Source organism: Variovorax gossypii (assembly GCF_003965815.1).
Classification (GTDB): Bacteria; Pseudomonadota; Gammaproteobacteria; order Burkholderiales; family Burkholderiaceae_C; genus Variovorax; species Variovorax gossypii.
Window position 1 is genome coordinate 85,265 of sequence record NZ_RXOE01000003.1, and the last position, 25,552, is coordinate 110,816.

General features: G+C 68.1%; 20 protein-coding genes. 13 read left to right on the plus strand and 7 right to left on the minus strand.

All coding sequences use genetic code 11. The features are described 5' to 3' along the window. Positions 1-202 precede the first annotated feature (202 nt). The gene (locus tag EJP69_RS15305; RefSeq protein ID WP_093206025.1) at positions 203-574 is read left to right on the plus strand and encodes a phage protein NinX family protein; all 372 of its coding nucleotides are present in this window, start codon (positions 203-205) and stop codon (positions 572-574) included. 187 nt (positions 575-761) lie between these two features. On the opposite strand, the gene EJP69_RS15310 is transcribed toward EJP69_RS15305, so the two are convergent. After that, positions 762-1,868 (minus strand): S-(hydroxymethyl)glutathione dehydrogenase/class III alcohol dehydrogenase, encoded by a 1,107-nt coding sequence (locus tag EJP69_RS15310; protein WP_126471226.1) that lies wholly within the window; start codon positions 1,866-1,868, stop codon positions 762-764. 657 nt (positions 1,869-2,525) lie between these two features. Here EJP69_RS15310 and EJP69_RS15315 point away from each other — a divergent pair. Genes EJP69_RS15315 through EJP69_RS15335 form a run of 5 tightly spaced genes read left to right on the plus strand, consistent with a single transcriptional unit; the run spans position 2,526 to position 6,961 of the window. Next, positions 2,526-3,704 (plus strand): aminotransferase class V-fold PLP-dependent enzyme, encoded by a 1,179-nt coding sequence (locus EJP69_RS15315; RefSeq protein WP_126471228.1) that lies wholly within the window; start codon positions 2,526-2,528, stop codon positions 3,702-3,704. Between the two features lie 41 nt (positions 3,705-3,745). Beyond that, positions 3,746-4,645: a transporter substrate-binding domain-containing protein gene (locus EJP69_RS15320; protein WP_126471231.1), complete on the plus strand. Its 900-nt coding sequence runs from the start codon at positions 3,746-3,748 to the stop codon at positions 4,643-4,645. Positions 4,646-4,687: 42 nt separating this feature from the next. Further along, positions 4,688-5,461 (plus strand): amino acid ABC transporter permease, encoded by a 774-nt coding sequence (locus EJP69_RS15325; RefSeq protein ID WP_093304462.1) that lies wholly within the window; start codon positions 4,688-4,690, stop codon positions 5,459-5,461. Beyond that, complete coding sequence (locus EJP69_RS15330; protein WP_093206506.1) at positions 5,458-6,150, plus strand: amino acid ABC transporter permease; 693 nt, start codon at positions 5,458-5,460, stop codon at positions 6,148-6,150. Before EJP69_RS15325 ends, EJP69_RS15330 begins: the two co-directional genes overlap by 4 nt. Before the next feature lie 19 nt (positions 6,151-6,169). Continuing rightward, complete coding sequence (locus EJP69_RS15335; protein WP_170217132.1) at positions 6,170-6,961, plus strand: IclR family transcriptional regulator; 792 nt, start codon at positions 6,170-6,172, stop codon at positions 6,959-6,961. A gap of 34 nt (positions 6,962-6,995) precedes the next feature. On the opposite strand, the gene EJP69_RS15340 is transcribed toward EJP69_RS15335, so the two are convergent. The 3 genes from EJP69_RS15340 to EJP69_RS15350 are packed head-to-tail and all read right to left on the minus strand — an operon-like array spanning position 6,996 to position 11,956. Next, positions 6,996-7,730 (minus strand): amino acid ABC transporter ATP-binding protein, encoded by a 735-nt coding sequence (locus tag EJP69_RS15340; RefSeq protein ID WP_093206508.1) that lies wholly within the window; start codon positions 7,728-7,730, stop codon positions 6,996-6,998. A gap of 24 nt (positions 7,731-7,754) precedes the next feature. Further along, on the minus strand, positions 7,755-9,002 hold the full coding sequence (locus EJP69_RS15345) for a M20/M25/M40 family metallo-hydrolase (protein WP_126471233.1): 1,248 nt from the start codon (positions 9,000-9,002) through the stop codon (positions 7,755-7,757). A gap of 5 nt (positions 9,003-9,007) precedes the next feature. After that, the gene (locus EJP69_RS15350) at positions 9,008-11,956 is read right to left on the minus strand and encodes an FAD-dependent oxidoreductase (protein WP_126471235.1); all 2,949 of its coding nucleotides are present in this window, start codon (positions 11,954-11,956) and stop codon (positions 9,008-9,010) included. Between the two features lie 109 nt (positions 11,957-12,065). Between EJP69_RS15350 and EJP69_RS15355 the strand changes: the two genes are divergently transcribed. The 6 genes from EJP69_RS15355 to EJP69_RS15380 all read left to right on the plus strand — a co-directional run bounded on the left by EJP69_RS15355 (position 12,066) and on the right by EJP69_RS15380 (position 19,410). Then, a complete protein-coding gene (locus EJP69_RS15355) occupies positions 12,066-12,962 on the plus strand; it encodes a dihydrodipicolinate synthase family protein (protein ID WP_126471237.1) in 897 nt (298 codons plus the stop codon). A 104-nt stretch (positions 12,963-13,066) separates the two neighbouring features. Then, positions 13,067-13,900: an ABC transporter substrate-binding protein gene (locus EJP69_RS15360; RefSeq protein ID WP_093206512.1), complete on the plus strand. Its 834-nt coding sequence runs from the start codon at positions 13,067-13,069 to the stop codon at positions 13,898-13,900. Positions 13,901-13,948: 48 nt separating this feature from the next. Further along, on the plus strand, positions 13,949-14,671 hold the full coding sequence (locus EJP69_RS15365; protein WP_093206513.1) for an amino acid ABC transporter permease: 723 nt from the start codon (positions 13,949-13,951) through the stop codon (positions 14,669-14,671). A gap of 25 nt (positions 14,672-14,696) precedes the next feature. Continuing rightward, positions 14,697-16,151: a dihydropyrimidinase gene (gene hydA / locus EJP69_RS15370; protein ID WP_126471239.1), complete on the plus strand. Its 1,455-nt coding sequence runs from the start codon at positions 14,697-14,699 to the stop codon at positions 16,149-16,151. A 72-nt stretch (positions 16,152-16,223) separates the two neighbouring features. Then, complete coding sequence (locus EJP69_RS15375) at positions 16,224-16,910, plus strand: GntR family transcriptional regulator (protein ID WP_093206515.1); 687 nt, start codon at positions 16,224-16,226, stop codon at positions 16,908-16,910. 103 nt (positions 16,911-17,013) lie between these two features. After that, positions 17,014-19,410 carry a DNA polymerase II gene (locus EJP69_RS15380; RefSeq protein ID WP_206169338.1) on the plus strand — a complete coding sequence of 799 codons (2,397 nt, stop codon included), beginning with the start codon at positions 17,014-17,016 and terminating at the stop codon, positions 19,408-19,410. 74 nt (positions 19,411-19,484) lie between these two features. Here the strand turns inward: EJP69_RS15380 and EJP69_RS15385 are convergent, their stop codons facing one another. Beyond that, a complete protein-coding gene (locus EJP69_RS15385) occupies positions 19,485-20,408 on the minus strand; it encodes a LysR substrate-binding domain-containing protein (protein WP_093304452.1) in 924 nt (307 codons plus the stop codon). Between the two features lie 127 nt (positions 20,409-20,535). Between EJP69_RS15385 and EJP69_RS15390 the strand changes: the two genes are divergently transcribed. After that, complete coding sequence (locus EJP69_RS15390) at positions 20,536-24,162, plus strand: ABC transporter ATP-binding protein/permease (protein ID WP_126471241.1); 3,627 nt, start codon at positions 20,536-20,538, stop codon at positions 24,160-24,162. A gap of 82 nt (positions 24,163-24,244) precedes the next feature. Here the strand turns inward: EJP69_RS15390 and EJP69_RS15395 are convergent, their stop codons facing one another. After that, positions 24,245-25,060: a class I SAM-dependent methyltransferase gene (locus EJP69_RS15395; RefSeq protein ID WP_126471243.1), complete on the minus strand. Its 816-nt coding sequence runs from the start codon at positions 25,058-25,060 to the stop codon at positions 24,245-24,247. Next, positions 25,057-25,446 (minus strand): cupin domain-containing protein, encoded by a 390-nt coding sequence (locus EJP69_RS15400; protein ID WP_093206519.1) that lies wholly within the window; start codon positions 25,444-25,446, stop codon positions 25,057-25,059. Before EJP69_RS15400 ends, EJP69_RS15395 begins: the two co-directional genes overlap by 4 nt. Between the last annotated feature and the right edge of the window lie 106 nt (positions 25,447-25,552).

Consider the following 25,552-nt stretch of genomic DNA (forward strand, 5'->3'; position numbering starts at 1 on the left):
AAGAGAACCTGCGAATTTGTAAGCGCTTTACATCGCGGGCCTTCGAGCCGGGTGTAGGCCTAAGGCAGTCGTTCGGCGTTGCCTTCCCTCTGTGTCAACCCAGGGAAAAGTGGGAAGCTTTCAGTGCATTCGATGCAAAACGTCACGAATGCCGCCGTTCCTGGTGCCGGCTCCGAGGTCTTTCCCGGAAGAATGGCTGGTCATGAGAGTTTCAGAAGTAAACGGGGCGGAACTTGACTACTGGGTGGCGCGTGCCCTTGGCATGATGCCGACCATCCTTCGGCCCCAGGGAAGGCCGTCGTGCTTCGTGATTCCCGCAAAGCGCGAAGCGTTTTCATTCGCTCCGTCTTCGATGTGGTCCGATGGCGGACCGATCATCGACAGGGAGCGGATCAGCTTCAGGTGGGACGGATTCGGGGCGACCAGATGGTGCATCGCCGTCAAGCAGGGCTTCAGGACAGTCGAGGCCAATGGCGAGACTCTTCTTGTCGCGGCAATGAGAGCCGTCGTGATCGACCAGTTCGGCGATCTGGAGCTTCATCCGGTCAAGCTCCCGCGGGAAGGCTCCTATTGAGCATGTCGCGGACGACCCGGCTCCCGGGATAGCTCTCTACCAAACAAGAAAGCCGTTGATGAACGGCTTTTTTCTTTCTGGTGTTCGACAGAAATCAAGAACGAACTGACAGGCCTATCCCATCCGCTGCCAGTCGTTGCGCGCCACCATGGCAGAAATGCTCCGAGGCCAGCGTGAAGCTCATCGCTCAGTACAGCACCACGCCGCGGATCGACTCGCCGCGCTTCATCAGGTCGAAGCCCTCGTTGATCTTCTCCAGCGGCATGGTGTGCGTGATCAGGCTGTCGATGTCGATCTTGCCTTCCATGTACCAGTCCACGATCTTCGGCACGTCCGTGCGCCCGCGCGCGCCGCCGAAGGCCGAGCCCTCCCACTTGCGGCCCGTGACCAGCTGGAACGGCCGCGTGCTGATCTCCGCGCCGGCCTCGGCCACGCCGATGATGATGCTGCGGCCCCAGCCCTTGTGCGTGCACTCCAGCGCCTGGCGCATCACCTTCGTGTTGCCGATGCACTCGAAGCTGTAGTCCGCGCCGCCGTCGGTCAGCTGCACGATCGCGTCCACGATGTTCTCGTGGTCCTTCGGGTTCAGGAAGTGCGTCATGCCGAACTTGCGTGCCATTTCCTCGCGCGCGGGGTTCAGGTCGATGCCGATGATCTTGTCCGCGCCCACCATCTTGGCGCCCTGGATCACGTTCAGGCCGATGCCGCCCAGGCCGAACACCACCACGTTGGCGCCGGCTTCCACCTTGGCCGTGAAGATCACCGCGCCGATGCCGGTGGTCACGCCGCAGCCGATGTAGCAGACCTTGTCGAAGGGGGCGTCCTCGCGGATCTTGGCCAGGGAGATTTCAGGGGCGACCGTGTAGTTGCTGAAGGTGCTGGTACCCATGTAGTGGGCGATGGGCTTGCCGTCGAGGCTGAAGCGGCTGGTGCCGTCGGGCATCAGGCCCTTGCCCTGGGTGCCTCGGATGAGCTGGCACAGGTTGGTCTTGCGGCTCAGGCAGAGCTTGCACTGGCGGCATTCGGGGGTGTACAGCGGAATGACGTGGTCGCCCTTCTTCAGGGTGGTGACGCCGGGGCCTACATCGACCACGATGCCCGCGCCTTCATGGCCGAGGATGGCGGGGAAGATGCCTTCGGGGTCGGCGCCCGAGAGGGTGTAGTAGTCGGTGTGGCAGATGCCGGTGGCCTTGATCTCGACGAGCACTTCGCCGAACTTCGGGCCTTCGAGGTCCACGGTTTCGATGGTGAGCGGAGCTCCGGATTTCCAGGCGACGGCGGCTTTGGTTTTCATGGGACGAAGGTTCCTCGAGGGGCGAACGCCGCAAGGCACGGCGATGTACGTTGGCTTCGTGGCAGAGGGAAACCCGCAAGCACCGAAGCGCATGGCACGGCAATCAGCCTGCTCACGAAGTCCTGCAGCTGCAGGGCGCGGCGGATGGTATGTCCGCGTGCCGTCTCGAGGTGTTCGGATTTCGATACGCAGGAGCCCGACGCGTGGGCTTTCGCAGGCCGCCTCCTGCATCACGCTTGCCCGTGTGGCGCGCTGGTTGCATTCGCGTCCGGAAAGTGCAACGCAAAAAATCATCCGAACGGTTCCGGGCTCACGTTGCCCCGGCATGGTGCAGGAGTCCTGCTCTGGCAAGGGCGCCATCGCAGGGGGCGCCTGCTGCCCAGCCCTCTCCAAAACCCTGCAGGCAGTGCTTGGAAGCGCTCGTTCGACGCGGTTTGCAACGAAATTTTGTCTCGAAATCCGGACGCGACTTCTGGAGCGATCTACCCGTGTTTTTCCTCGTAAGCCCGGCCTCCGGAACGGCCGAATATCGAGACGTGGTGACTCGAAGGCACTCCTAGGATGACACCGTCGCATCGATTCACGTCACACGGTGGTCATGCGTTCCGTGCACCAGCCGCCCCATTCCGGGGCAACGATTGTTGAACTGAGGAAGCCATGTCCGCCATTCTCGAGATTGATTCCATCCGCCAGGAGTTTCCGGTCACCAAGCGGATGCTCTACCTGGACTCCGCGCACCAGACGCCCATGGCGACCTGCGTGCGCCAGGCGCTTTCCGAATTTCTCGCGGAAGGCAACGAGATGGCCGGCCCGAAGCCGGTGTGGATGCGCCGCGTCGAGCGCGCCCGGGAGGACGTCGCCGCGCTGCTGAACGCATTGCCCGGCGAGATCGCCTTCACGAAGAACACGTCCGAGGGCCTCAACATCGCCGCCAATGCCGTTCCGCTCGCGGAAGGCGACACGGTCCTGATGCTCGAGGGCGACCATCCGAACAATGCCTATGCCTGGCTCAACCTGAAGCGCAAGGGCGTGCAGGTGCGCTTCGTGAAGGTGGCGGACGACGAGGTCGCGACGGCGGAAACCTTCGAGCCCTTCATCGACGCCAGGACCCGGGTCATCTCGTTGTCGCACGTGACCTTCCATGCGGGCCAGCGGCACGACATCGCCAGCATCGGCCGTCTGTGCGCGCAAAAGGGCATCTACCTGGTCGTCGACGCGATGCAGTCCATCGGCGTGCTGCCGGTCGATGTACGGAAGCTGGGCGTGTCCGTGCTGGCCGCCGGTTGCCACAAGGGATTGCTGGTGCCCCAGGGGCTGGGCATCCTCTATGTGAAGGCAGGTCTCGACGAGCTGCAGCCGGCGTACCTGGCGATGAGCAGCCTGGCGAATCCTCCCGAGGACTACATCGCGCGGCCCGACGACCTGGCGCCGCGCAAGGATGCAGGGCGCTTCGAGTTCGGCAACTACAACCTCCCCGACCTGCATGCCTTGTCGAGCTCGATCGAACTCATTCGAAAGACCGGCGTCGAGCGCATCGAGGCCCATGTGCTCGAGCTGGGCGACCGGCTGATCGGCGGGCTCGAAACGCTCGGCGTGCGCCTCGTCGGTCCACGAGCCCGTGCGGGCCGCGCGCACATCTACGTGCTGGACCTGCCGGTCGCGGAGTGGCTGGACTACTTCACGCAGAACCAGGTTCGCGTATCGCCCGAGCGCGGCGGCATCCGCATCTCCTTCGGCCTCTTCAACACCTCCGAAGACGTCGACCAGGTCGTATCGCTGATCCGGCAGCGCCTGAGCCGCGCCGCCCAGCCGGCCGCGGCAAGCCGGGTCGACTGATCGCCATCCGTTTTTTCTTCATTGATCGCAGGAGAGTCTTCATGAACCCGAAGTCGTCGTTTCTCACCGTTGCCGCAGCATGCCTGCTGGCCGCGACCATGCCCAGCTTCGCCCAGACCGGCGGGGACACGCTGCAGAAGATCAAGGAAACCGGGGCGATCACGCTCGGCTACCGCGAGTCGTCGGTGCCGTTCTCGTTCCTGGACGGCCAGCAGAAGCCCGTCGGCATCTCGATGGACCTGTGCGCGGCCATCGTGGACAAGGTGAAGCAGCAGCTGAACTTGCCGAAGCTGGAGGTCAAGCAGGTGGCCGTCAACTCGTCGAACCGCATCCCGCTGGTCGTCAACGGCACCGTGGACGTCGAGTGCGGAGGCACGGCGAACAACGCGGCGCGGCAGAAGCAGGTCGCGTTCTCCGTGGCCACCTTCGTCAGCCAGCCGCTGTGGCTGGTGCGCGTGGACTCCGGCGTGAAGAGCGCGGCCGACCTCAAGGGCAAGACCATCGTGGTTACGCAAGGCTCCAACGCCGTGGGCTTCGCGCGCAAGTTCAACGAAGAACAGAAGATGGCGCTGATGACGATCGCGGCCAAGGACCATGGCGAGTCGATGCTCACGCTCGACAGCAACCGGGCCGTGGCCTGGCTCGAGGACGACATCCTGCTGGCGGGCGAGAAGGCGAACTCGCGCAACCCGGCGTCGTTTGCCCTCGTGCCCGGCGGCTTCGACAATATCTACTACGGCCTGATGCTGCGAAAGGACGACCCGGCGTTCAAAGCTCTTGTCGACGGCGTGATCGGCGGCCTCATGAAGAGCGGCGAGTTCGACAGGCTCTACAGGAAGTGGTTCGAATCGCCGATCCCGCCGCGCAACGTGAGCCTGGCCTTTCCGATGACGGAGAAGCTCAGGGAGCGCGTGAAGGCGCCGAGCGACCGGATCGACTGAGGCATCGCGACCACCATCACCTGACACTGACCGGAGCTCGATGTGTTCGAAGTTCTTTTCGAGACAGTCCAGGACGGCGAGGAGCTCTACCTCGCCTGGCTGTTCAGCGGCCTGGCCTGGACGGTCGCGCTGGCCCTGGCGGGCTGGTGCGTGGCCTTCGTGCTGGGGGTTCTGGTCGGCTGCGGCCGGACATCCTCCAACAGGGCCATCGCGCTGGCCGCGCGGCTCTACGTCGAGGTCTTCCGCAACATTCCCATCATCGTCCAGATGTTCCTCTGGTACTTCGTGCTGCCGGAACTGCTGCCGGCCGATCTCGGCAGCGCGATGAAGAAGATGGTGCCGCCCTGGGGTGCCTTCTTTCCTGCGCTGATCGCGCTGTCGCTCTACACCGGTGCGCGGGTGGCTGAGCAGGTCAAGGCAGGAATCGAAGCCTTGCCCTACGGCCAACGCTCGGCGGCCCGGGCACTGGGCATGACGGAGCTGGGGGTGTATCGCACCATCCTGCTGCCGCAGGCGCTGCGCATCATCATGCCGACGCTGACCAGCGAGGTGATGGGCATCTTCAAGAACACGTCGGTGGCATTGACCATCGGCCTCCTCGAGCTCACCGCACAGGCCCGGCAGATCAACGAGTTCACCTTCAAGACCTTCCAGGCCTTCGGCGCGGCAACCATCCTCTATCTGCTGCTCGCGCTTTCCGTCTACGCCGTCATGCACGGCCTGGAGAAACGACTTCGCACGCCCGGCACGGAGCCCGTGATCGCGAAGCGCCGCTTCCTTTTCTTTCCCATGCGAAAGGAGGCGGCCAAGCCATGAACCACTTCGACTTCTCAGTGATCGCGCAGGCCTGGCCGTTCCTGCTCGACGGCCTGGTGTTCTCCCTGCAGCTCACGGCGGTCGGCTTTGCCGGCGGCCTGGTGCTCGGCATCGGGCTCGCTCTCGTGAGGCACCTGGAGGTGCCGGTCGCGTCGCAGCTCGCGAGCGCGTACATCACGCTGATTCGCTCGGTGCCGCTGATCATGGTGCTCTTCTGGTTCTTCTTCCTGATGCCGCTCGTGCTGATGTGGATGACCGGGGCTTCTCGACCGGTGCAGATCGGACCCGTGTGGACTGCCTTCGTGACGTTCACGCTGTTCGAGGCCGCCTACTACGCCGAGATCATCCGCGCCGGGTTCAAGTCGATCGCGAAGGGGCAGTACGGCGCGTGCAGGGCGCTGGGGATGTCGACCTGGCAAGGCTACCGGTTGATCATCCTGCCGCAGGTGCTGCGCGTGGTCAGCCCGATCCTGCTCACGCAGACGATCATCCTGTTCCAGGACACCTCGCTGGTCTACGTGCTGTCGGTCACCGATCTGCTGGGCGCCGCCTCGAAGATCGCCCAGCGCGATGCGCGCCTCGTCGAGATGTACCTGGCGGTCGCCGTGATCTACATGGTGCTTTGCTCGGCGACGTCGCAGCTCGTGGCCGTACTGAAGAGTCGCTATGCCGTCCCGGGCCGACGCTAGAAGCCGGAATAATGCGGCCATGGGCGCTGCGACCAGGAAAGCGAAGAAGACCTCGACGGCCGTCGCGGGAACGCCTGTCGAGCGGCTGTTCGCGGTGCTCAACCTGGCGGCGAAGATGGGCATGATCTCCGCGGCCGACATCGTCTACCTCCTCGACCTGCCCAGGCCCACGGCGCATCGCATGATCGCCACGCTGGAGGAGCTGCAGTTCCTCCAGAAGATGCCGGTCAAGGGCAAGTACGCGGTCGCGCCCAAGCTGGTCGGACTGGCGACGTCGATCCTGGGCTCCACGATCGTCTACGCGCCGATCCAGGCGCTGCTGACGGCCGTTGCGCAGAAGACCGGGGAGACCTGCGGCCTCGCGCTGATGTCCTCCGGCGAGGTCGAGTACATCGCGAGCGTCATGGGGCAGTCTCCGCTCACGCTGCAGTTCCAGGCCGGGCAGAAGGCGCCGCTGCACTGCACGTCCAGCGGGCAGGTCTTCCTGGCGGCGCTGCCGCCGGACGAACTCGCCAGGTTCATGGCCTCGGGGCCCTGGGAGCCGCTCACGCCCAAGACCATCACCGAGCCCAAGGTGCTCCAGGAGCGCCTTCGGAAGGTGAAGAACCAGGGGTATGCGGCCAACGAGTCGGAGTACATCGTCGGCGTGGTCGGCGCCGCGGTGGCCATACAGAACACGGACGGCCAGGTCGTGGCGGCGCTCACGATCTCCGCACCGAAGAGCCGCCGCACGCTGGAGGAGGTCGTGGCGATGGTGCCGACGCTGACGACCTACGCGGACCGGATCAGGCGGGCGATCCAGCCCAGGTGAGATCCCGGCGGCTCCCGGCGCAGGCGGTGCCGTCTCAATGCTGCAGGATCTTCGAGAGGAACTGCCGCGCGCGGTCGGAGCGCCCCGAGGGGTTGCCGAAGAACTCCTCCTTGGCGCAGTCCTCGACGATGCGGCCCCGGTCCATGAAGATCACGCGGTTCGCCACCTTGCGCGCGAAGCCCATCTCGTGGGTGACGCACATCATCGTCATGCCTTCGCGTGCGAGCTCGACCATCACGTCGAGCACCTCGTTGACCATCTCCGGGTCGAGCGCGGAGGTGGGCTCGTCGAACAGCATGGCCACCGGGTTCATCGCGAGCGCGCGGGCGATCGCCACGCGCTGCTGCTGGCCACCGGAGAGCTGGCTGGGAAACTTGTGCGCATGGGCGCGCATGCCGACGCGCTGCAGCAGCGCCATGGATGCGGTGCGGGCCTCGGAGGCGGAGCGCTTGAGCACCTTGACCTGCGCGATCGACAGGTTGTCCTCGATCGACAGGTGCGGGAACAGCTCGAAGTGCTGGAACACCATGCCCACGCGGGCGCGCAGCCTGTTGAGATCGGTCTTCGGATCGCCCACCGACACGCCGTCGACGGTGATGCGGCCCCGCTGGAACGGCTCCAGCGCATTGACGCACTTGATGAGGGTGGACTTGCCCGAGCCGGAAGGCCCGCAGACCACCACGACCTCGCCCTTGCGGACCTGGGTGGTGCAGTCGGTCAGCACCTGGAAGGCGCCGTAGCTCTTGTCGACGTGGCTGATCTCGATCATGTCGTGTCCTCGATGCGATGGGATTCAGCGCGTGAGCAGCCGGTGGAGGGTGTTGGCGACCACGCGCGTGGCCTTGCGCAGCTCGTCCAGCGGCACGCGCTCGTCGGCGCGATGCCCGTTGGCTTCGAGCAGCGACTCGGGGCCGGCGCCGTACATCACGGTGGGAATGCCCGCCTCGCTGTACAGGCGTGCGTCGGTGTACAGCGGCACGCCGATGGGCGTCACGGGCTTGCCCATGACTTCGCTGGCCTCCTGGCACACCAGGGCAGCCAGTTCGTCGGCGCCGGGCGCGGGCGCGAAGGGGCGGGCCAGCAGGATCTGGCGGACTTCCGCCGAGATGCCGGGCAGCGGGCGGCAGGCCGCTTCGATGACTTCGCGCAGCTCGGCCTCGACGGCCTCGGGCGATTCCTCGGGCACGATGCGCCGGTCGATGCGCAGGGTCAGCACGTCGGACACCACGTTGGTGTTGATGCCGCCGTCGATCAGGCCCACCACCATCGTGGGATGGGTGATGCCCGGCGTGCGCGAGGGGCGGTCGGCGAGGCTGTCGCGGTAGCGGTAGAGCGCGGGCAGCAGGGTGGCCGCGGCTTCGATCGCGTCGTGGCCGGTGTCGGGGCGCGCGGCATGCGCCGAGGTGCCGCGCACGACGACTTCGAGGTGCAGGCAGCCGTTGTGCGCCACCACGACGTGGTGAGAGAACGCGGCGGAGAGCACGAAGTCGGGCTTGCTCAGGCCCTTCGAGAGGATCCAGTCGGGCCCCGTCATGCCGCCGGTTTCCTCGTCGTAGGTCAGGTGCAGCTCGACGGTGCCGGCCAGCGGCGAGCCCGAGGCCGCGAGGTGCTTGAGCGCGCGCATGGCGAAGGCGTAGGTGGTGAAGTCCGACTTCGACACCGCGGCGCCGCGTCCGTAGAGCCAGCCGTCGCGCACCTCGCCGCCGTAGGGGTCGACGCTCCAGCCCGCGCCGGGCGGAACCACGTCGCCGTGCGCATTGAGCGCCACCACCGGGCCGTCGCCGAAGCGTTCGCGCACGATCAGGTTGGTCACGCTGCGCATGCCGTGCGCGGCCGCGTGTTCGGCGGGCACCTCATGGCGCTCCACCTCGAAGCCCATGGCCTCGAGCAGCCGCGCGGTGAGCTCGGCATGCGGGGCGCAGTCGCCCGGCGGGTTGTCTGAGGGGCAGCGCACCAGCTCGGCGAGGGTGCGCACCTGCTCGTCGAAGTGCGTGTCGATGAAGTCGCGCAGCGTGTCGCGCGGGGAGGCGTTTTCGGTCATGGCGGTCAGAGGAAGCGGTCGATGAGAAAGGGGCTGATGTCGATGTCGGCGCGGCCGCGCACGATCAGGTCGGCGACCAGCCGCGCGGTGATGGGGGCGAGCGTGTAGCCGTTGGAGGTCACGGCGTTGTAGAAGCCGGGGCGGCCCGGCACTTCGCCGAGGATCGGCGCGCCGTCGATGTTCACGTTCATGCCGGCCCAGCAGCGCACCATGTGCAGCCCGCGCACGGCCGGCAGCACGTGGCCGGCCACCCAGAGGTTGCCTTCGATGCTCTCGCGCTCGGCGCGGTTGAGGCGCATGTCCTCGTTGAAGGCGGCCGTCCAGCCGCCGCCGATGATCAGGCCGCCGCTGGCCGCCTGCTTCAGGCTCAGGTGCCGGTCGGCGTGCGCGACGAGATGGTTGACCAGCGGCGGCGCGGGCTCGGTCACGATCATCTGCAGCGGCGCGCCCTTGACCGGGATGTTCACGCCCAGCATGCGGCCGACGGCGCTCGACCATGCGCCGCTCGCGTTCACGACACGCCCGGCGTGGATGGTGCCGCGCGAGGTGCGCACCATGAAGCCGGCGCCTTGGCCCGGCAGCGCCTCGATGGACTGCACGTCGCAGCCGCGCAGCATGCGCGCACCCTGCTGTTGCGCGCGCCGCGCGACCGCGTAGGTGGCACGCAGCGGGTTGATCTTTCCTTCCATGGGGCAGAGTTCGGCGCCCAGCAACTCGGCCGATAGCGCAGGTGAGAGGCGGCGCAGTTCGGCACCATCGATCACCTGCGCATCGATGCCGTGGCTGCGCTCCAGAGCGGCCTTGGCCTCGAGGAAGCGCATGCCGGCCTCGCTGTCGGCGACCATGAGGCCGCCGGTGATCTTGATCTCCAGGTCTTCGCCGCAGTCGGCCTCGATCTCCTGCCACAGGCGCACCGACATCGGCCCGAGCGGCAAGGTGGCCGCGGCCGGGCCACCGCCTTCCTGCGCCTTGGCGCCGAAGTCGAAGGACAGCAGCTGCACGTGCAGGCTGCCGGCGTTGGCGCCCGAGGCCTGCAGGTTGATGTCGTCGCGGTCGACCACCGTCACGTCCTGGCCGGCCTTCGACAGGTAGTAGCCGAGGCAGGAGCCGAGCACGCCGGCGCCGATCACCAGCACGTCGGTGCGCAGCGTGGTCCCGAACGGCGCCTGTTCCACCGGCCGCGCGAGGTTGGGCGTGATGGCGGGCTTGTGGCCGCCCCACTCGGGTTTCTCGAAGCCGAGTGCGCCGGCCGGCACCGGCTTGGCTGGTGGGCGAGGCGCGAAGTACTGCTCCACCTGCGGCGGTCGGCCGGTCATCTCGGTCAACAACCTGCCAGCGGTGACGGCGCAGTAGCGCGCCTGGCAGCGGCCCATGCCCAGGCGCGTGTTGCGCTTGAGCGCGGCCAGCGTGTCGCTGCCGGCGCGGATCTGCTCGCGCACCGAGCCGAAGGTGATCTCCTCGCAGCGGCACAGCAGGGTTTCGTCGGGCACCGCTTCGAGGGATACGGGCGCCGGCGCGTAGATCGACCACAGCGCCTGCTGGAAGCATTCGGCGCGATGCAGTTTTTCCGTCGCTTCTTCGGGTTCCGGGGCTTGCAGGCCGAGATTGCGCGCGACGGCGGTGCCCGCCAGCGTGCCGCGCGCAAGTGCGACGCGGGAGCCGCCGAGATCGGCGCCGTCGCCCACCACATACACGCCGGGCAGGCTGGTGGCGCCGTCTTCCTGCGTGACGGTCGCGAGATAGCCGAGGTGGCGGGGCGCGAGGCGGTGCTCGCAGCCGAGCATGCGCGCGAGCTCGGTGGAGGGGATGAAGCCGTAGCCGAGACAGAGCGTGTCGGCTTCGAGGCGGCGCGCCGTGGAGGGCACGGCGTGGCCTTGGGCGTCGATCCGCGCTACTTGCACCGAGCTCAATTCGGCGGAGCCTTCTGCGGAAACGACGGCGTGTTCCCACAGCAGGGGCACCTTGCGTGCGCGCAGCTTCCGCATGTAGCGCCAGCCATCGATCAGCAGGTCGGGGGCCGTGCGCGCCGCCGCCAGCAGATGACGCCATTGCCGCGGCGAGGGGCGCGGGGCCGACTCCAGCACGGCGACGACCTCGGCGCCGCCGGCGAGAAGCTCCGCGGCGAGCTGCAGGTTGAGCGGCCCGTTGCCGGCGATCACCACGCGGCGCCCGGGTGCGACGCGGTATGCGCGCGCGAGCGTCTGGCCGGCGCCGGTGGTCATCACTCCGGGCAGGGTCCAGCCGGGGAAGGGCGCGGGGCGCTCGTAGGCGCCGGGGGCGATGACGAGCTGCCGGCAGCCGATGACGCAGGCGCGCCCATCGATGAGCGCCGCGACCTCGCGCGGCGAGAAGGCGGCCCAGACCTGCGCGCCCTGGGCGATGGCGACGCCGGCTGCGCGGACTTCATGTTCGAGCGCGAGGCCCTGCGCGAACTGGCGGTCGGCCGGTGCGGGCGTTGCGTGCGAAGGCGCGAGCGGCTTGTAGAACTGGCCGCCGGACTGGGGGCGCTCGTCGAGCACCAGCACATCGGCACCGGCGCGACGCGCGGCGAGCGCGGCCGAAAGTCCGGCCGGGCCCGCGCCGACGACGAGCACGTCGACCTGACGGCGCTCGGGTTCGGCGCCGGGCGCTGGGGTGAGCGGCCGCAGCGGATCGTCGGGCGTGCCGGCGGGCTGCGCCGAGCGAACCTGCTGGCCGTCGGCCACTTTCGTGAGGCAGGCGCGCTGGCTGGCCTGGCCATCGACGGTGACGAGGCAGTCGAAGCACGCCCCCATGCCGCAGTAGAGACCGCGGCGCTCGCCGCCGCGGGTGTGGCGCATCGCCTTGATGCCGCCGGCCGCCAGCGCCGCCGCGATGGTTTCGCCCTCCAGGCCCTCGACGGGCTGCCCGTCGTACCAGAAGCGCACGGGGCGCCCGGCCGGGGTGATGGAAGGGTGGGTCAGTCTGGCGCTCATGGGCAATGCGGAGGAAGAACGTCAACTTACGGTTGACGAGCTGAATTGTATACGTATACTCAACGTATACATATACCGAGTCGATCCGAATTTTCCCCAAGGACTGCCCATGACAGCGTTCCGAGGCACCTATACGGTGCTCATCACCCCCATGACCGCCGACGGCAAGCACGTGGACGTGCCTGCGCTGAAGAAGCTGGTCAACTGGCAAATCGAGGAAGGCATCCACGGGCTGATCCCCCTGGGAAGCACCGGTGAGTTCCTCTCGCTGACGCCCGACGAGCGACAGCTGGTGATCGAAACCTGCGTGAGCACCGCTGCAAAACGCGTGCCGGTGTTGATCGGTACCGGAGCGGAGTGGACCGACGAGTGCGTGCGGCTGAGCCGCGAGGCCGAGGACATGGGCGCCGACGGCGTCATGATCATTCCGCCCTTCTACAGCACGCCCACCGACGACGAGCTGTTCGAGCACTACCGCAAGGTGGGCGAGGCGATCGGCATTCCGATCATGGTCTACAACAACCCGGCCACCGCCAACGTCGACCTCAAGCCCGAGCTGGTGGCGCGCCTCTCGCGCATCGACAACTGCAAGTACATCAAGGAGTCGACGCTCGAGGTGACCCGCGTGCGCGACATCATCGAGCTGTGCGGCGACCGCATGACCGTGTTCGCGGGCATCCTGGGCTACGAATCGTTCTGGCTCGGCGCCCAGGGCTGGGTGGCCGTGTGCTCCAACCTCATCCCGAAGATGTCGGCGCGCCTGTTCGAGCTGGTGGCCGACGAGCGCGACATGCCCGCCGCGCTCGCGCTCTATAAAAAGATGCTGCCTATCGTGCGCTGGGTCGGCGGCCACCGCTACGTCGCGGCCTCCAAGGACGGCCTGTCGATGATGGGCCTGCCGGTCGGCAAGCCCCGCGCCCCCCGCCTGCCGCTGCCCGATGCGGACGTCGCGGACCTGCGCCGCGAGCTCGCGCGGCTCGAACTGCTGGACTCGATCCGCGCCTGACGCCACCGCCGCTCCACGCCAGGCATCTCATTCCCGCTTCTCCGTTTCCCCGTTTTTTCCGTTTCTCACCTCGTCGCCTCGATCCTCCCTCCAGGACAAACATCATGAAACTGCTCCCCGCTCTCGCGTCGGCAACGGCACTCTTCATCTCCTGCGCTGGCGTCGCGAACGCGCAGCAGGCCTGCAAGTCGCCCGTGCCGGATTCGGCCCTCGTCAAGAAGGGCACGCTGACCATGTCGGTCAACCCGACGCTGCCGCCGATGCAGTTCGTCGACCAGTCCGGCGCGCTCAAGGGCATGCGCGTGGAACTGGGCGAGCAGATCGCCAAGCGCCTGTGCCTCACGCCCGAGTACGTGCGCATCGAGTTCTCGGCCATGATCCCCGGCCTGCAGGCCGGCCGCTGGGACGTCATCAACACCGGCATCTTCTTCACCGACGAGCGCGCCAAGCTCATGCAGATGCTCGTCTATGAAGACCAGGCCATCAGCATCAGCGCCGCCAAGGGCAACCCGCTGAAGATCGCCAAGCCCGAAGACCTCTCGGGCAAGAGCATCGGCGTGGAGATCGGCGGCTTCGAGGAGCGCAAGGCGCGCGAGCTCGACAAGCAGCTCACCGACAAGGGCATGAAGGGCATGACCATCCGCACCTTCGAGAACTTCGCGATGGCCTTCCAGGCGCTGCGCGCCGGGCAGGTCGAGGTGGCGCTGTCCATCGACTCGACCGGCGCCGAATACCAGAAGCGCGGCGACTTCGAACGCGTGCTGCACGGCCTGTTCCCCACGCCGGTCGCGCTGGCCGCGCGCAACAAGGACCTGGCCGCCGCGATGGCCAAGGTCATGAACGACATGAAGGCCGACGGCAGCTTCCAGAAGCTGTTCGACCAGTACGGCGTCAAGGCCGCCGACGGCGCCGTGGCCGTCAAGGGCCCGGCGAGCTGACGGCGCGCCGTCATCGACATCGCCATCGAGCAAGCGAAGGAGACTTCCATGGGACAAGGCTGGAGCTGGTCGGGCTTCTTCGACTACCTGTTCAATCCGTACATCCTCAGCGGCGCGGTGACCACGCTGTGGCTCACGCTCGCGGCGATCGCGGGCGGGCTGGTCGTGGGCTGCGCGCTGGCACTGGCCCGCCTGTCCAGCCACCGCTGGCTGGCGGCGCCGGCGCATTTCTACATCTGGGTGTTCCGCGGCACGCCGCTGCTGGTGCAGCTCATCATCATCTTCACCGGGCTGCCGCAGCTGGGGCTGAAGCTCTCGGTGATCGAGTCGGCCCTGCTGGGGCTGATCCTCAACGAGGCGGCCTACCTGGCCGAGATCGTGCGCGGGGGCATCCAGTCGATTCCCGTCGGGCAGACCAACGCGGCGCGCGCCGTGGGCTTCAGCAGCGCGCAGACCATGCGCTACATCGTGCTGCCGCAGGCCATGCGCCTGATCGTGCCGACGCTGGGCAACAGCATCAACGGCCTGCTCAAGACCACCTCGATCACCTCGGTGATCTCGATGGAAGAGCTGCTGCGCCGCACGCAGGTGCTGATCCAGGAGAAGTTCATGGTGCTCGAGCTCTTCATCGTTGCCGCCATCTACTACCTGCTCATGACCACCGCCTGGGACTTCGTCCAGCGCCGCATCGAGCGCCACTACGGCCGTGCCTACGGCAATGCCGCCACGCCGCCGGCGGTGCCCGCCGAACCTGCGCTGGAGCAGCGCTAGGAAGAACGATGAGGAACCAACGCCCATGAGCACCTACGACCTGATCCTGCGCAACGCCGACATCGCCACCGCCGGCGACCGCTACACCGCCGACATCGGCGTGCGCGACGGGCGCATCTGCGCCATCGCGCAAGGCCTCGACGCGAGCGCCGCGCGCGAGATCGACGCGCGCGGCCGGCTGGTCACGCCCGGCGGCGTCGACGGCCACTGCCACTTCGACCAGCCCACCAGCGACGGCTCGCGCTTCGCGGACGACTTTCTCTCCGGCACCCGCTCGGCGGCCTGCGGCGGCACCACCACCGTGCTGCCCTTCGCCGCGCAGCAGAAGGGCCGCAGCGTCCAGGAGGCCGTCGACGACTATCACCGCCGCGCCGAGGGCAAGGCGGTGATCGACTACGCCTTCCACCTGATCGTGGCCGACGCCACGCGCGACGTGACGCAGCGCGAGCTGCCCGCCTTGATCGAGAAAGGCTACACCTCCTTCAAGATCTACATGACTTACGACGACCTGAAGCTGGACGACCGCCAGATCATCGAGGTGCTGGCCACCGCCCGCCGCCACGGCGCGATGACGATGATCCACGCCGAGAACAGCGACTGCATCGCCTGGCTTACCGAGCAGCTGCTCGACGCGGGCCTCACCGCGCCGCGTTACCACTCCAGCTCGCGGCCGATGGCGGTGGAGCGCGAGGCGACGCACCGTGCCATCGCGCTGGCGGAACTGGTCGACACGCCCATCCTGATCGTTCACGTCTCGGGCCGCGAGGCCGTCGAGCAGATCCACTGGGCGCGCGGGCGCGGGCTGCCCATCCATGCCGAGACCTGTCCGCAGTACCTGTTCCTGAGCGCGGAGGACCTGGGCATCGACCCCGACGATCCGATGCACGGCGCGCGCTGCATCTGCAGCCCGCCGCCGCGCGACAAGGCGAACCAGCAGTTCATCTGGAACGGCCTGTCCAGCGGACTCTTCACCATCGTCTCGTCCGACCACGCGCCCTTCAACATGAACGGCAGCGACGGCAAGCGAGTGGCCGGCGACGACGCTTCCTTCGACCGCATCCCCAACGGCATTCCCGGCGTGGAAACCCGCCTGCCGCTGCTCATGAGCGAAGGCGTGCTCAAGGGGCGCATCGACATCCACCGCTTCGTCGAACTCACGGCCACGAACCCGGCGCGCCTGTACGGCCTGTACCCGCGCAAGGGCACCATCGCCGTGGGCAGCGACGCCGACTTCGTGGTGTGGGACGTGTTCCCCCAGGGCCAGGAGAAGCTGCTGTCCAACGACATGCTCCACCACGACGCCGACTACACCCCCTACGAGGGCATGCGGCTGCGCGCCTGGCCCGGCCTGACCGTCTCGCGCGGGCGCGTGGTGTGGCAGGACGGCGTGTTCCAGGCCGAGCCCGGCTCCGGCCAGTTCCTTCCGTGCCTGCGGCCCCGTGCGCCCAACGACGGCAATCCGCTGGACAAATGGCTCTGAAAGAATGGCCCTGAGCCCGCCAGGCGGGCCCTGCTAAGCTCACCCGCCCTCGTGGCTTCCGCCCATTCCCGCATGCCCAGCCTTCCCAGCCCCTCGCAGCCCGCCACCATCACGATCGCCCCCCTGGAGGTGCGCTCGGCCAGCCTGGCCGAACAGGCCTACGACCGGCTGCGCACCCTCATCCTCGATCGCCAGATATCGGCCGGCAGCCCGCTGCAGGAGGCACGGCTGGCGGAAGACCTGCGCATCTCGCGCACGCCCATGAGGGAGGCGCTGGTGCGGCTGGCGGGGGAGGGGCTGCTGGTGCGGCGCGACGCGCGCTCCTACGCCGTGCGTGCGCTGGAGACCAAGGAATACTTCGACTGCATGCGCGCGCGCGAGGTGATCGAGTGCGAGGCCATCGCGCTGGCGGTGGGCAAGATCACCGATGCCGAGATCGAGACCCTCGAGGCCGACATCGCGACGCTCGGCGCCAGCGAGCACAGCGAAACCGAACACTGGCACTTCGACGATCGCTTTCACATGCTGATCGCCACGGCCAGCGGCAACGTGGTGTTTCCGCGGCTGGTGGAAGAACTGCGCGTCAATGCACGGCTCTTCCGGCTGCACAGTCCGCTGCACCGGCAGCCGGAGAACCACGACGAGCACGGTGAGATCATTCGCGCACTGCGCGCGCGCGACGCCGAGCGCGCCCGCGCGGCCATGCGCGACCACCTGCGCAACCTGCAGGAAGACGTGAAGCGCGCGCTCACCGAGTAGTTCGGCTGCGTGCCGGAAGGCGCCCGGACGAGTGGCGCTGTCAGATGCAGTGGCGACTGCGCAAGAATCGGTGGTGACCGAGTCCGCCCTTCCTCGCCCCCCCATGCTCCAGCCTCCCGTGGCGCCCACCGAACTCAAGGGCTTCATCCTCACCCGCCACTGGCGGGATGCCCCGGCAGGCACGGAAATCGAATACTGGCTGGCCACGGATGCGGGGCCGATGCGGGTCGTGCTCACTTCCCAGACCTCCGTCGCCTTCGTCGCGACCCGGCACCGTGCGGCAGTGGAGGCGCAGCTGGCCGCCATGCCTGGGGTGGAGATTCGCGAGCTCGAATTGAAGAACTTCCAGCAGGAACCCGTCGTCGGTGTCTACGCGAAGCACTTCCGGCAGATCGGCCGGCTGGCACGCGCACTCCGGGCGCAGGACATCCCGCTGCTCGAGGCCGACGTGCGTCCGCACGACCGCCACCTCATGGAGCGGTTCATCACCGCCGGCGTGCAGGTGGAAGGAGGGCACACGGACCGTTCCGCGCTCGTCGACTGCAGGCTCAGGCCCGCGCCCGACTACCGTCCGGCGCTCAGGATGGTGTCCCTGGACATCGAGACCAGCCAGTACGAGGCGCTCTACTCCATCGCGCTGGACGCAACACAGGACCGGACCGTCTTCATGCTGGGCGAGCCGCCGGCCGTGCCGGGCGAGGCAGCGGCGAGTGCGGACTTCTCGCTCGTCTACTGCCCGACCCGCAAGTCCATGATCGAGAAGCTCAACGACTGGTTCGAGAGGAACGACCCGGACGTCATCGTCGGCTGGAGCGTCATCCAGTTCGACCTGCGGGTGCTGCAGAAGACGGCCGACGACTGCGGGGCGCAGCTGCTTCTTGGACGGGATCGGCACACCATCGACTGGCGCACCCATCCGGGCAAGCAGGGCTACCTGTTCGCCTCCGTGCCCGGGCGGGTGATCGTCGACGGCATCGAGGCGCTGCGGGCCGCGATGTGGAGCTTTCCTTCGTTCAGCCTGGAGAGCGTCTCGCAGGCGCTGCTGGGCGAGGGCAAGGCCATCGGCGACGAGTACGACAAGATGGCGGAGATCGAGCGGCGCTACCAGGAGGACAAGCCCGCGCTCGCGCTCTACAACATCCGGGATTGCGAACTGGTCCTGCGCATCTTCGAGAAGGCGAAGCTGCTGCAGTTCGTGATGGAGCGGGCCCAGACCACGGGCCTGCAGATCGACCACTTCGGCGGCTCCATCGCGGCGTTCAGCCACCACTACCTGCCGCGCATGCATCGCCTGGGCTACGTGGCGCCGAGCGTGGGCGAGATCGCGAGCAAGGCCTTTCCCGGCGGCTACGTGATGGACTCGAAGCCGGGGTTCTACGACTCCGTCGTGGTGCTGGACTACAAGAGCCTGTATCCCTCGATCATCCGGACCTTCCTCGTCGACCCCGTGGGCCTCGTGGAAGGCGCCAACGCCGCCGACCCTTCAATGCTCGTCCAGGGGCCCCAGGGGACGACCTTCTCGCGCACGAGGCACTGCCTGCCCGAGATCGTGACCACGCTCTGGCGTGCGCGGGACGAGGCCAAGCGGGCCAGGAACGAACCGCTGTCGCAGGCCCTGAAGCTGCTGATGAACTCGTTCGCCGGCGTGCTGGGTGCGTCCGAATGCCGTTTCTTCAATCCCAGGCTGGTGTCCGCCGTGACCCTGCGCGGGCACGAGATGATGAAGCTCACGCGCGAATTCGTGGAGCGCCGGGGCTACGAGACCATCTACGGCGACACCGACTCCATCTTCATCTGGCTCGGGCGCACCCACGCCAACGAGGAGGCACATGCCGTCGCGGCGGGCCTGGTGAAGGACATCAACGACTGGTGGACGCGCACCCTTCGCGAGACACACAAGCTCGAGAACTTCCTGGAGATCGAGTTCGACACCCACTACAGCAAGTTCTTCATGCCCACCATCCGCGGCTCGGACGTGGGCAGCAAGAAGCGCTATGCCGGCCTGAGCAAGGACGCCGCGGGCAAGGAGGAAATGATCTACCGCGGCCTGGAGATGGCCCGCAGCGACTGGACCCCGTTGGCGCGGCAGTTCCAGGAGGGGCTGCTCTCGCGCATCTTCCGGGGCGAGCCCTACGAGGAGTTCGTGAGGGAGTACGTGCGCTCGACGCTGTCCGGCGGCAAGGACGAGCTGCTCGTCTACAGGAAGCGCCTGCGCCATCGCCTCGATGCCTACCTCGTCAACGTGCCGCCGCAGGTGCGCGCCGCGCGCATCGCGGACGAACACAACGACCGGCTCCACAGACCCAGGCAGTACCAGAACGGCGGCTGGATCCGGTACGTCATGACCCGCAGCGGCCCGGAGCCGATGGAGGTCCTCCACTCCCGCATCGACTACGACCACTACCTGAGCCGGCAACTGCAGCCGATCGCCGACGCCATCCTCCAGCCCATGGGCAAGAGCTTCGCGGCCCTGACGACCTCGCAGCAGCATCTTTTCTAGCGCGCCGCGAGCGGGGCGAGGCTTTCCGGACTCGGCGTCCGGGCCTTCGTCCGGTCACCCCGGGCCATGCAAGGTCACCACGTCGGCGCGCGGCGGCCCTCTTCGGTCAGGAACTCCACCAGCGTCGGCAGCGATGCGTCCATCGGCCGGTTGGCGTGGATCCGCATCACATAGCCCCATGAGCCGGGCATGCTCAGGCCCGGCGTCAGCGCCACCAGCCGGCCGCGGGCGAGCTCCTCGTCGATCAGCGGCGCCCGGCCCAGCGCGATGCCGACGCCCGCCGCCGCAGCGGCGGCCACGGTGGACAGGCCGCTGAGCACCAGCGGATCCTGGCCGGCGCCTTCCGGCAGGCCCAGCCGCACGCGCCAGGTGCGCCAGTCGGTCTCGGGGCTGTCGACATGCTTTTCCTGCAGCCAGCGGTGGCGCGCGAACACGGCCGGATCGTCGCGCTCGTGCGGCGCGACCAGGGCAGGGCTGCAGACCGGCACCACGGTCTCGGTCATCAACGGGATGTCGCCGGGCGCCGCCAGGTGCGGCCCGAGGTCGCGCACATGCAGGAACGCGAGGTCGATGTCCTGCGCCTTCCAGGCCGGGTCCTGGCTGGCGTGCAGGAACACCTGCACGTCGATGTCGGGGTGCAGCTCGATGAAGCGCCCGATGCGCGGCGCCAGCCACAGCGCGGCCAACGAGGGGTTGGCCGACACGTTCAGGCTGCGGCGGCGCCCGCCTCGGGCGCTGGCGCGCGCATTGCCGCAGGCGGTCTCCAGCAGGGTCAAGGCCTGTTGTACGGATGCCAGCAGCGCGGCACCGGCCTCGGTGGTCTGCGCGCGGCGCACCGTGCCGCCGCGGTGCAGCAGGAGCACCCCCAGGTCGGACTCCAGCGCACGCAGCTGATGGCTGACGGCGCTCTTGGTGACGTTGAGTTCCGACGCGGCACGGCTCAGGCTGCCCAGGCGGGCAACGGCTTCGAACGCGCGCAAGGCGGCCAGGGGCGGCATGAGGATCGGGATGAACGGCAGGTCGTCGAAGGGTGCAATTTATCTCAACTCCCGATTGAAAAACTATCGCTTTCGCACGTGCGGCGGATGCAAGACCATCGCGGCTTCGCAGAAAGCATCGACCGACATGTACTTCGACATCAGGCTTTGGCAATTGACCGCGGGACTGCGCTTGCGCATGGCGGGCGGCATCTTCCTGGGGTTGCTGGCGCTGGCCGCCGGCATCGCCCGCTACGTCTTCCTCGGCCAGTTGCTGGCGCGCGTGTTCGAGGGAGCACCCGCCGAGGAGTGGATCGCGCCGGCCGCCTGCGTCGGCGCCATGGTGCTGCTGCGCGCCTTGTTCGACCACCTGCGCACGGTGCAGGCCAACCGTTCCTCGGCCGACGTGCAGCAGGCGCTGCGTGCGCGGCTGTACGACCGCATCGTGGCGCTGGGCCCGGCCTGGTTCGCCAACCAGCGCACCGGCGGCGTGATGCTGACGGTGGTGGACGGCGTGGAGCAGCTGCAGACCTTCTTCGGCCAGTACCTGCCGCAGGTCGTCATCGCGGCGGTGGCGCCGTTCGCGATCTTCGCGGTCATCGCCTTCTGGGACGTGCCGACCGCGCTGGTATTCCTGGTCGCGGCGCTGTTCGCGCTGTTCGGCCCGATGGCGGTGCACATGCTGGACCGCCGCGCCAGCCTGGCGCGCAGCCGTTCCATGGACGAGTTCGGCGAGGAGTTCCTCGACGCGGTGCAGGGCCTGCCTACCCTGAAGTCCTACGGCCAGGGCAAGGCCTGGGGCGAGCGCCTGGCCGCGCGCGCCCGCAAGCTCTCCGACAGTACTTTCTGGGTGCTCTCGGTCAGCCTGCTCACGCGCGGCATCAGCGACCTGGGCGTGGCGCTGGGCGCTGCACTGGCGCTGGCACTGGGCGCCTGGCGGGTGGCGTCCGGCGACATGAGCGTGGAAGCGCTGCTGATCGTGCTGATGGCCGGCACCGAGATCTTCCGGCCGCTGCGCGAGCTGCGTTCCGTCCTGCACCGGGGCATGCTGGGCCAGTCCGCCGCGGCCAGCATCCACGCGCTGATGGACGCCCAACCGGTGACCGCCGCACCCGCTACCCAGGCGACGGCCGCACCGGCGCGCCTGGAACCCACCATCGAATTCGACGGAGTGGCGTTCTCGTACTCGCCGCAACGTCCCGCCCACCGGGGCCTGTCGTTCCGCATCGCGGCCGGCGAGCGCGTCGGCATCGTGGGCCCGAGCGGTGCGGGCAAGTCCACCATCGTGCGCCTGCTGCTGCGCGAGTGCGTGCCGCAGGCCGGCACCGTCCGCGTGGGCGGCCACGACATCAACGGCCTCGACACGCAGACGCTGCTGAGCCAGATCGCACTGGTCAGCCAGGACATCACGCTGTTCCACGGCACCATCGACGACAACCTGCGGCTGGGGCGGCCCGACGCCACCCACGAACAGGTGCGCGGCGCGGCCCGTGCCGCCAACATCGACGACTTCATCATGGCGCTGCCGCAGGGCTACGCCACGCCCATCGGCGAACGCGGCCTGCAGCTGTCGGGCGGCCAGCGCCAGCGCGTGGCGATCGCACGCGCGCTGCTGCGCGACGCGCCCATCCTGATCCTGGACGAAGCGCTGTCGTCGGTGGACACCGAGAACGAGGCATTGATCCAGCAGGCGCTGGACCGACTCATGGCCGGGCGCACCACGCTGATCCTGGCGCATCGCCTGGCCAGCATCATCGGCGCCGACCGCTGCCTGGTGCTGGACCAGGGGCGCGTGGTCGAGCAGGGCCGTCACGCCGAGTTGATGCGCCAGCAGGGCCTCTATCACCGCCTGATGCACGAGCAGGCGCTCGACCTGGCCGGCACCGGCACCGCCGTCGCTCCGGAGCCCGCGGCGGCGCAGACGGCCTCGCCGCGCGGCTCAAGAGAAGATGGCGACGTCGATGTCGATGACGACGGCGGTCGCAGGCCGGAGCCGCGCCTTCTGGACGCCGATGCCGACAAGGTCGGCTGGAAGGCCACGCTGGCCACCCTGCTGTCGGTGGTACAGCCTTGGCGCGGCACGCTGATCGCCACGATCCTGCTGGGCGTTGCGCGCGTGGCGGCCTTCATCGGCGTCGGCGTGCTCAGCGCGCTGGTGGTGGCCGCGATCCGCGACGGCCGCGACACCACCGCGCTGATCGTCGGCCTGCTGGTCGCCGCGCCGCTGGCCGCGCTGTTCCACTGGCTCGAGTCCTGGCTGGCGCACGCCATGGCCTACCGGCTGCTCGCCGGCATGCGGATCAAGCTCTACGACAAGCTGGAGCGGCTGGCGCCTGCCTACCTGCTGCAGCGGCGCTCGGGCGACCTGGTCGCGCTGGCCACGCACGACGTGGAAATGGTCGAGTACTTCTACGCCCACACCATCGCGCCGGCCATCGTCTCGGTCCTGGTGCCGCTGTCGGTGCTGGGTTTCCTGGCGGCGTACAGCTGGCCTGTCGCCCTGGCGCTGCTGCCGTTCCTGGCCTATGCGCTGGTGTCGCCCATCAGGGGGCGGCGCAAGGTCGACGCACTGGGCGACCGTGCCCGTCACGCGCTGGGCGAGATGAGCGCCCACACCGCCGAAACCATCCAGGGCCTGGCCGACCTGACCGCCTTCCAGGCCACGGGTCGCCGCCGCGCGCAGTTTCTCGCGGTGGCCGACCAGAGCCGCGCGAGGCGCCTCGAGATCCTGGACGACCTGTCGCGGCAGACCGCGTGGTTCGAAATTGCCATGGGGCTGGGCGGCCTGACCGTCGCTGTGATCGGCGCGTGGCAGGTGGCCATCGGTGCCTTGCCCGCCGGCATGCTGCCGTTGCTGGTGCTGATCGCGTCGGCCACCTTCCTGCCGGTGTCCGAGATCTCGCAGGTCAGTCGGCAGCTGGCCGACACCATCGCGGCCACCCGTCGCCTGCATGTGGTCAACAACGAGCCCGAGCCGGTCGTCGACGGTCCGCTGCTTCCGCCGGCGTCGACCCACGGCCTGTCGCTGGCCTTCGAGCGGGTCTTCTTCGCCTACCCCGGCAAGACGCGGGACGCCCTGCGCGACCTGAGCTTCACCGTTCCGGCCGGAGCCACCGTGGCCGTGGTCGGCGCCTCCGGCGCGGGCAAGAGCACCGTGGCCAGCCTGCTGCTGCGGTTCTGGGACCCCCGCCAGGGCACCGTCAGCATCGACGGCGTGGACGTGCGCCAGCTTCGGCTCGACGGCCTTCGTGAACGCGTCGCGCTGGTGTCGCAGGACACCTACCTGTTCAACGACACGCTCGAGGCGAACATCCGGCTGGCCCGCCCCGACGCCGGCAGCGAGGAACTGGCCCAGGCCCTGGAGCGTGCCGCCCTGACGAGCTTCGTGCAGACCCTGCCCGACGGCCTGGCCACGCGCGTGGGCGAGCGCGGCATGCAGTTGTCGGGCGGCCAGCGCCAGCGCATCTCGATCGCCCGCGCCTTCCTGAAGAACGCTCCGGTGCTCATCCTGGACGAGGCCACCTCGCACCTGGACACGCTCTCGGAAATGCAGGTGCGCAGCGCGCTGGACGTCCTCATGCAGCACCGGACCACGCTCGTGATCGCCCACCGACTGTCCACCATCCGCGACGCCGACCTGATCCTGGTGCTGGACGACGGCGCGCTGGCCGAAGCCGGCACGCACGAGCAGCTGCTGCGCCAGCAAGGCATCTACGCGAAGCTGGCCAGCCACCAGGGGGCGGGCGTGATGCAACCGCAGTGCGCGCGGGCGTGAAGGAGGATCGAGCCGCAGGCCGCGCGTGGGAGCGCGAGCGCTTCCCGCGGTTCGTGCCGGCCGGGCGACGGGACACCGCGGATCAGCCCACTTCCACCGTCACTCGCAGGAACGTCGCGGCGATCAGGCAGGTGTTGGGGTACTGGCTCTGGTTCTGGCTCTGGAACAGCGTCACCAGTTCCGTGCGCAGTTCGTCGGTGCGCCCCGCCTGGGCTGCCGCGTCGAATGCATTCATGGTCGGGCCGTAGAACTGCCGGAACGTGTCGACGAACTCCGCCGGCGAACCTTTGAAGTCGAAGATGTAGCTATCGCGTTCGTAGCTGATGGCCTCCGAAGCGACGCCCGCTGCGCCAAAGCGCTCGATGATGTTCGGGGTCGAGCCCCAGCCCATCGGGCTCACGAAGCCCTCGGGCGGCGGGGGCGCATACGACGAGCTGATCTTCAGGATCTGCGCCACCAGCGTGGGGTCGTTCGGGATCCAGTTGCCCATGAGGATGCGGCCGCCCGGGCGCGTGACACGCACCATCTCCCGTGCCGCGTCGAAGGGCTTGGGCGCGAACATGGCGCCGAACATGCTGATGACGAGGTCGAAGGACTTGTTCTCGAGCCGCAGGTCGCAGGCGTCCCCTTCCTCGAACCGGCAGCTGGCCGACAGCCCGGCCTGGCCCGCCCGCCGGTTGCCCGCGGCGACCAGGTTGGCGGCGATGTCGACGCCCAGCACCTGTGCGCCGAGTTTCGCGGCCGGGATGGCGGTGTTGCCATCGCCGCAGCCGAGGTCCAGCACCTTCATGCCGGGCGTGATGTGCGCGTGCCGCACGACGTCTTCACCGCTCTCGCGCATGCTCTCGGCGATGCGGGTGAAGTCGCCTTTTTCCCAGAGGGCCTTGTTCGGGTTCATGACTTCACCTTCTCGATCATGTGGTCGATCACGTGCGTGTGCTCGTGTTGCGGGCTGAACATCACGATCTCCGCGTCGGCGTCGACCTTGACGTTGTGGCCGGGCGGCCAGTAGAACAGGTCGTTGGCCTGGACGGTCTCCTGCTCCCCGGCGTCGTCGGTGGTGGTGATCCGGCCCTTGAGCACGAACCCCCAGTGCGGGCACTGGCAGGAGTTGTGGTTGTTCAGGCCCTGGAAGAGCGGCGTCGTGTCGACGCCCGCCGACAGCGTGAAGTACTCGCCGCTGATCTTGCTGTAGCCGGTCGCGTCACCGAAATTCAAACGCTGCCGGATCACGGCACCGGGAATTTCCATCTTCACGTCGACTGTGTCTTTTGCGATATGCATGAGGTACTCCTTGAGGGTCCGCGGGCGCGGGGGTGGTGCGTCTATTCGTTGCACCCGCCAGGTTCGATAGACGGCATACTCATCCTCCACGCTTGGCGTTCCTGAA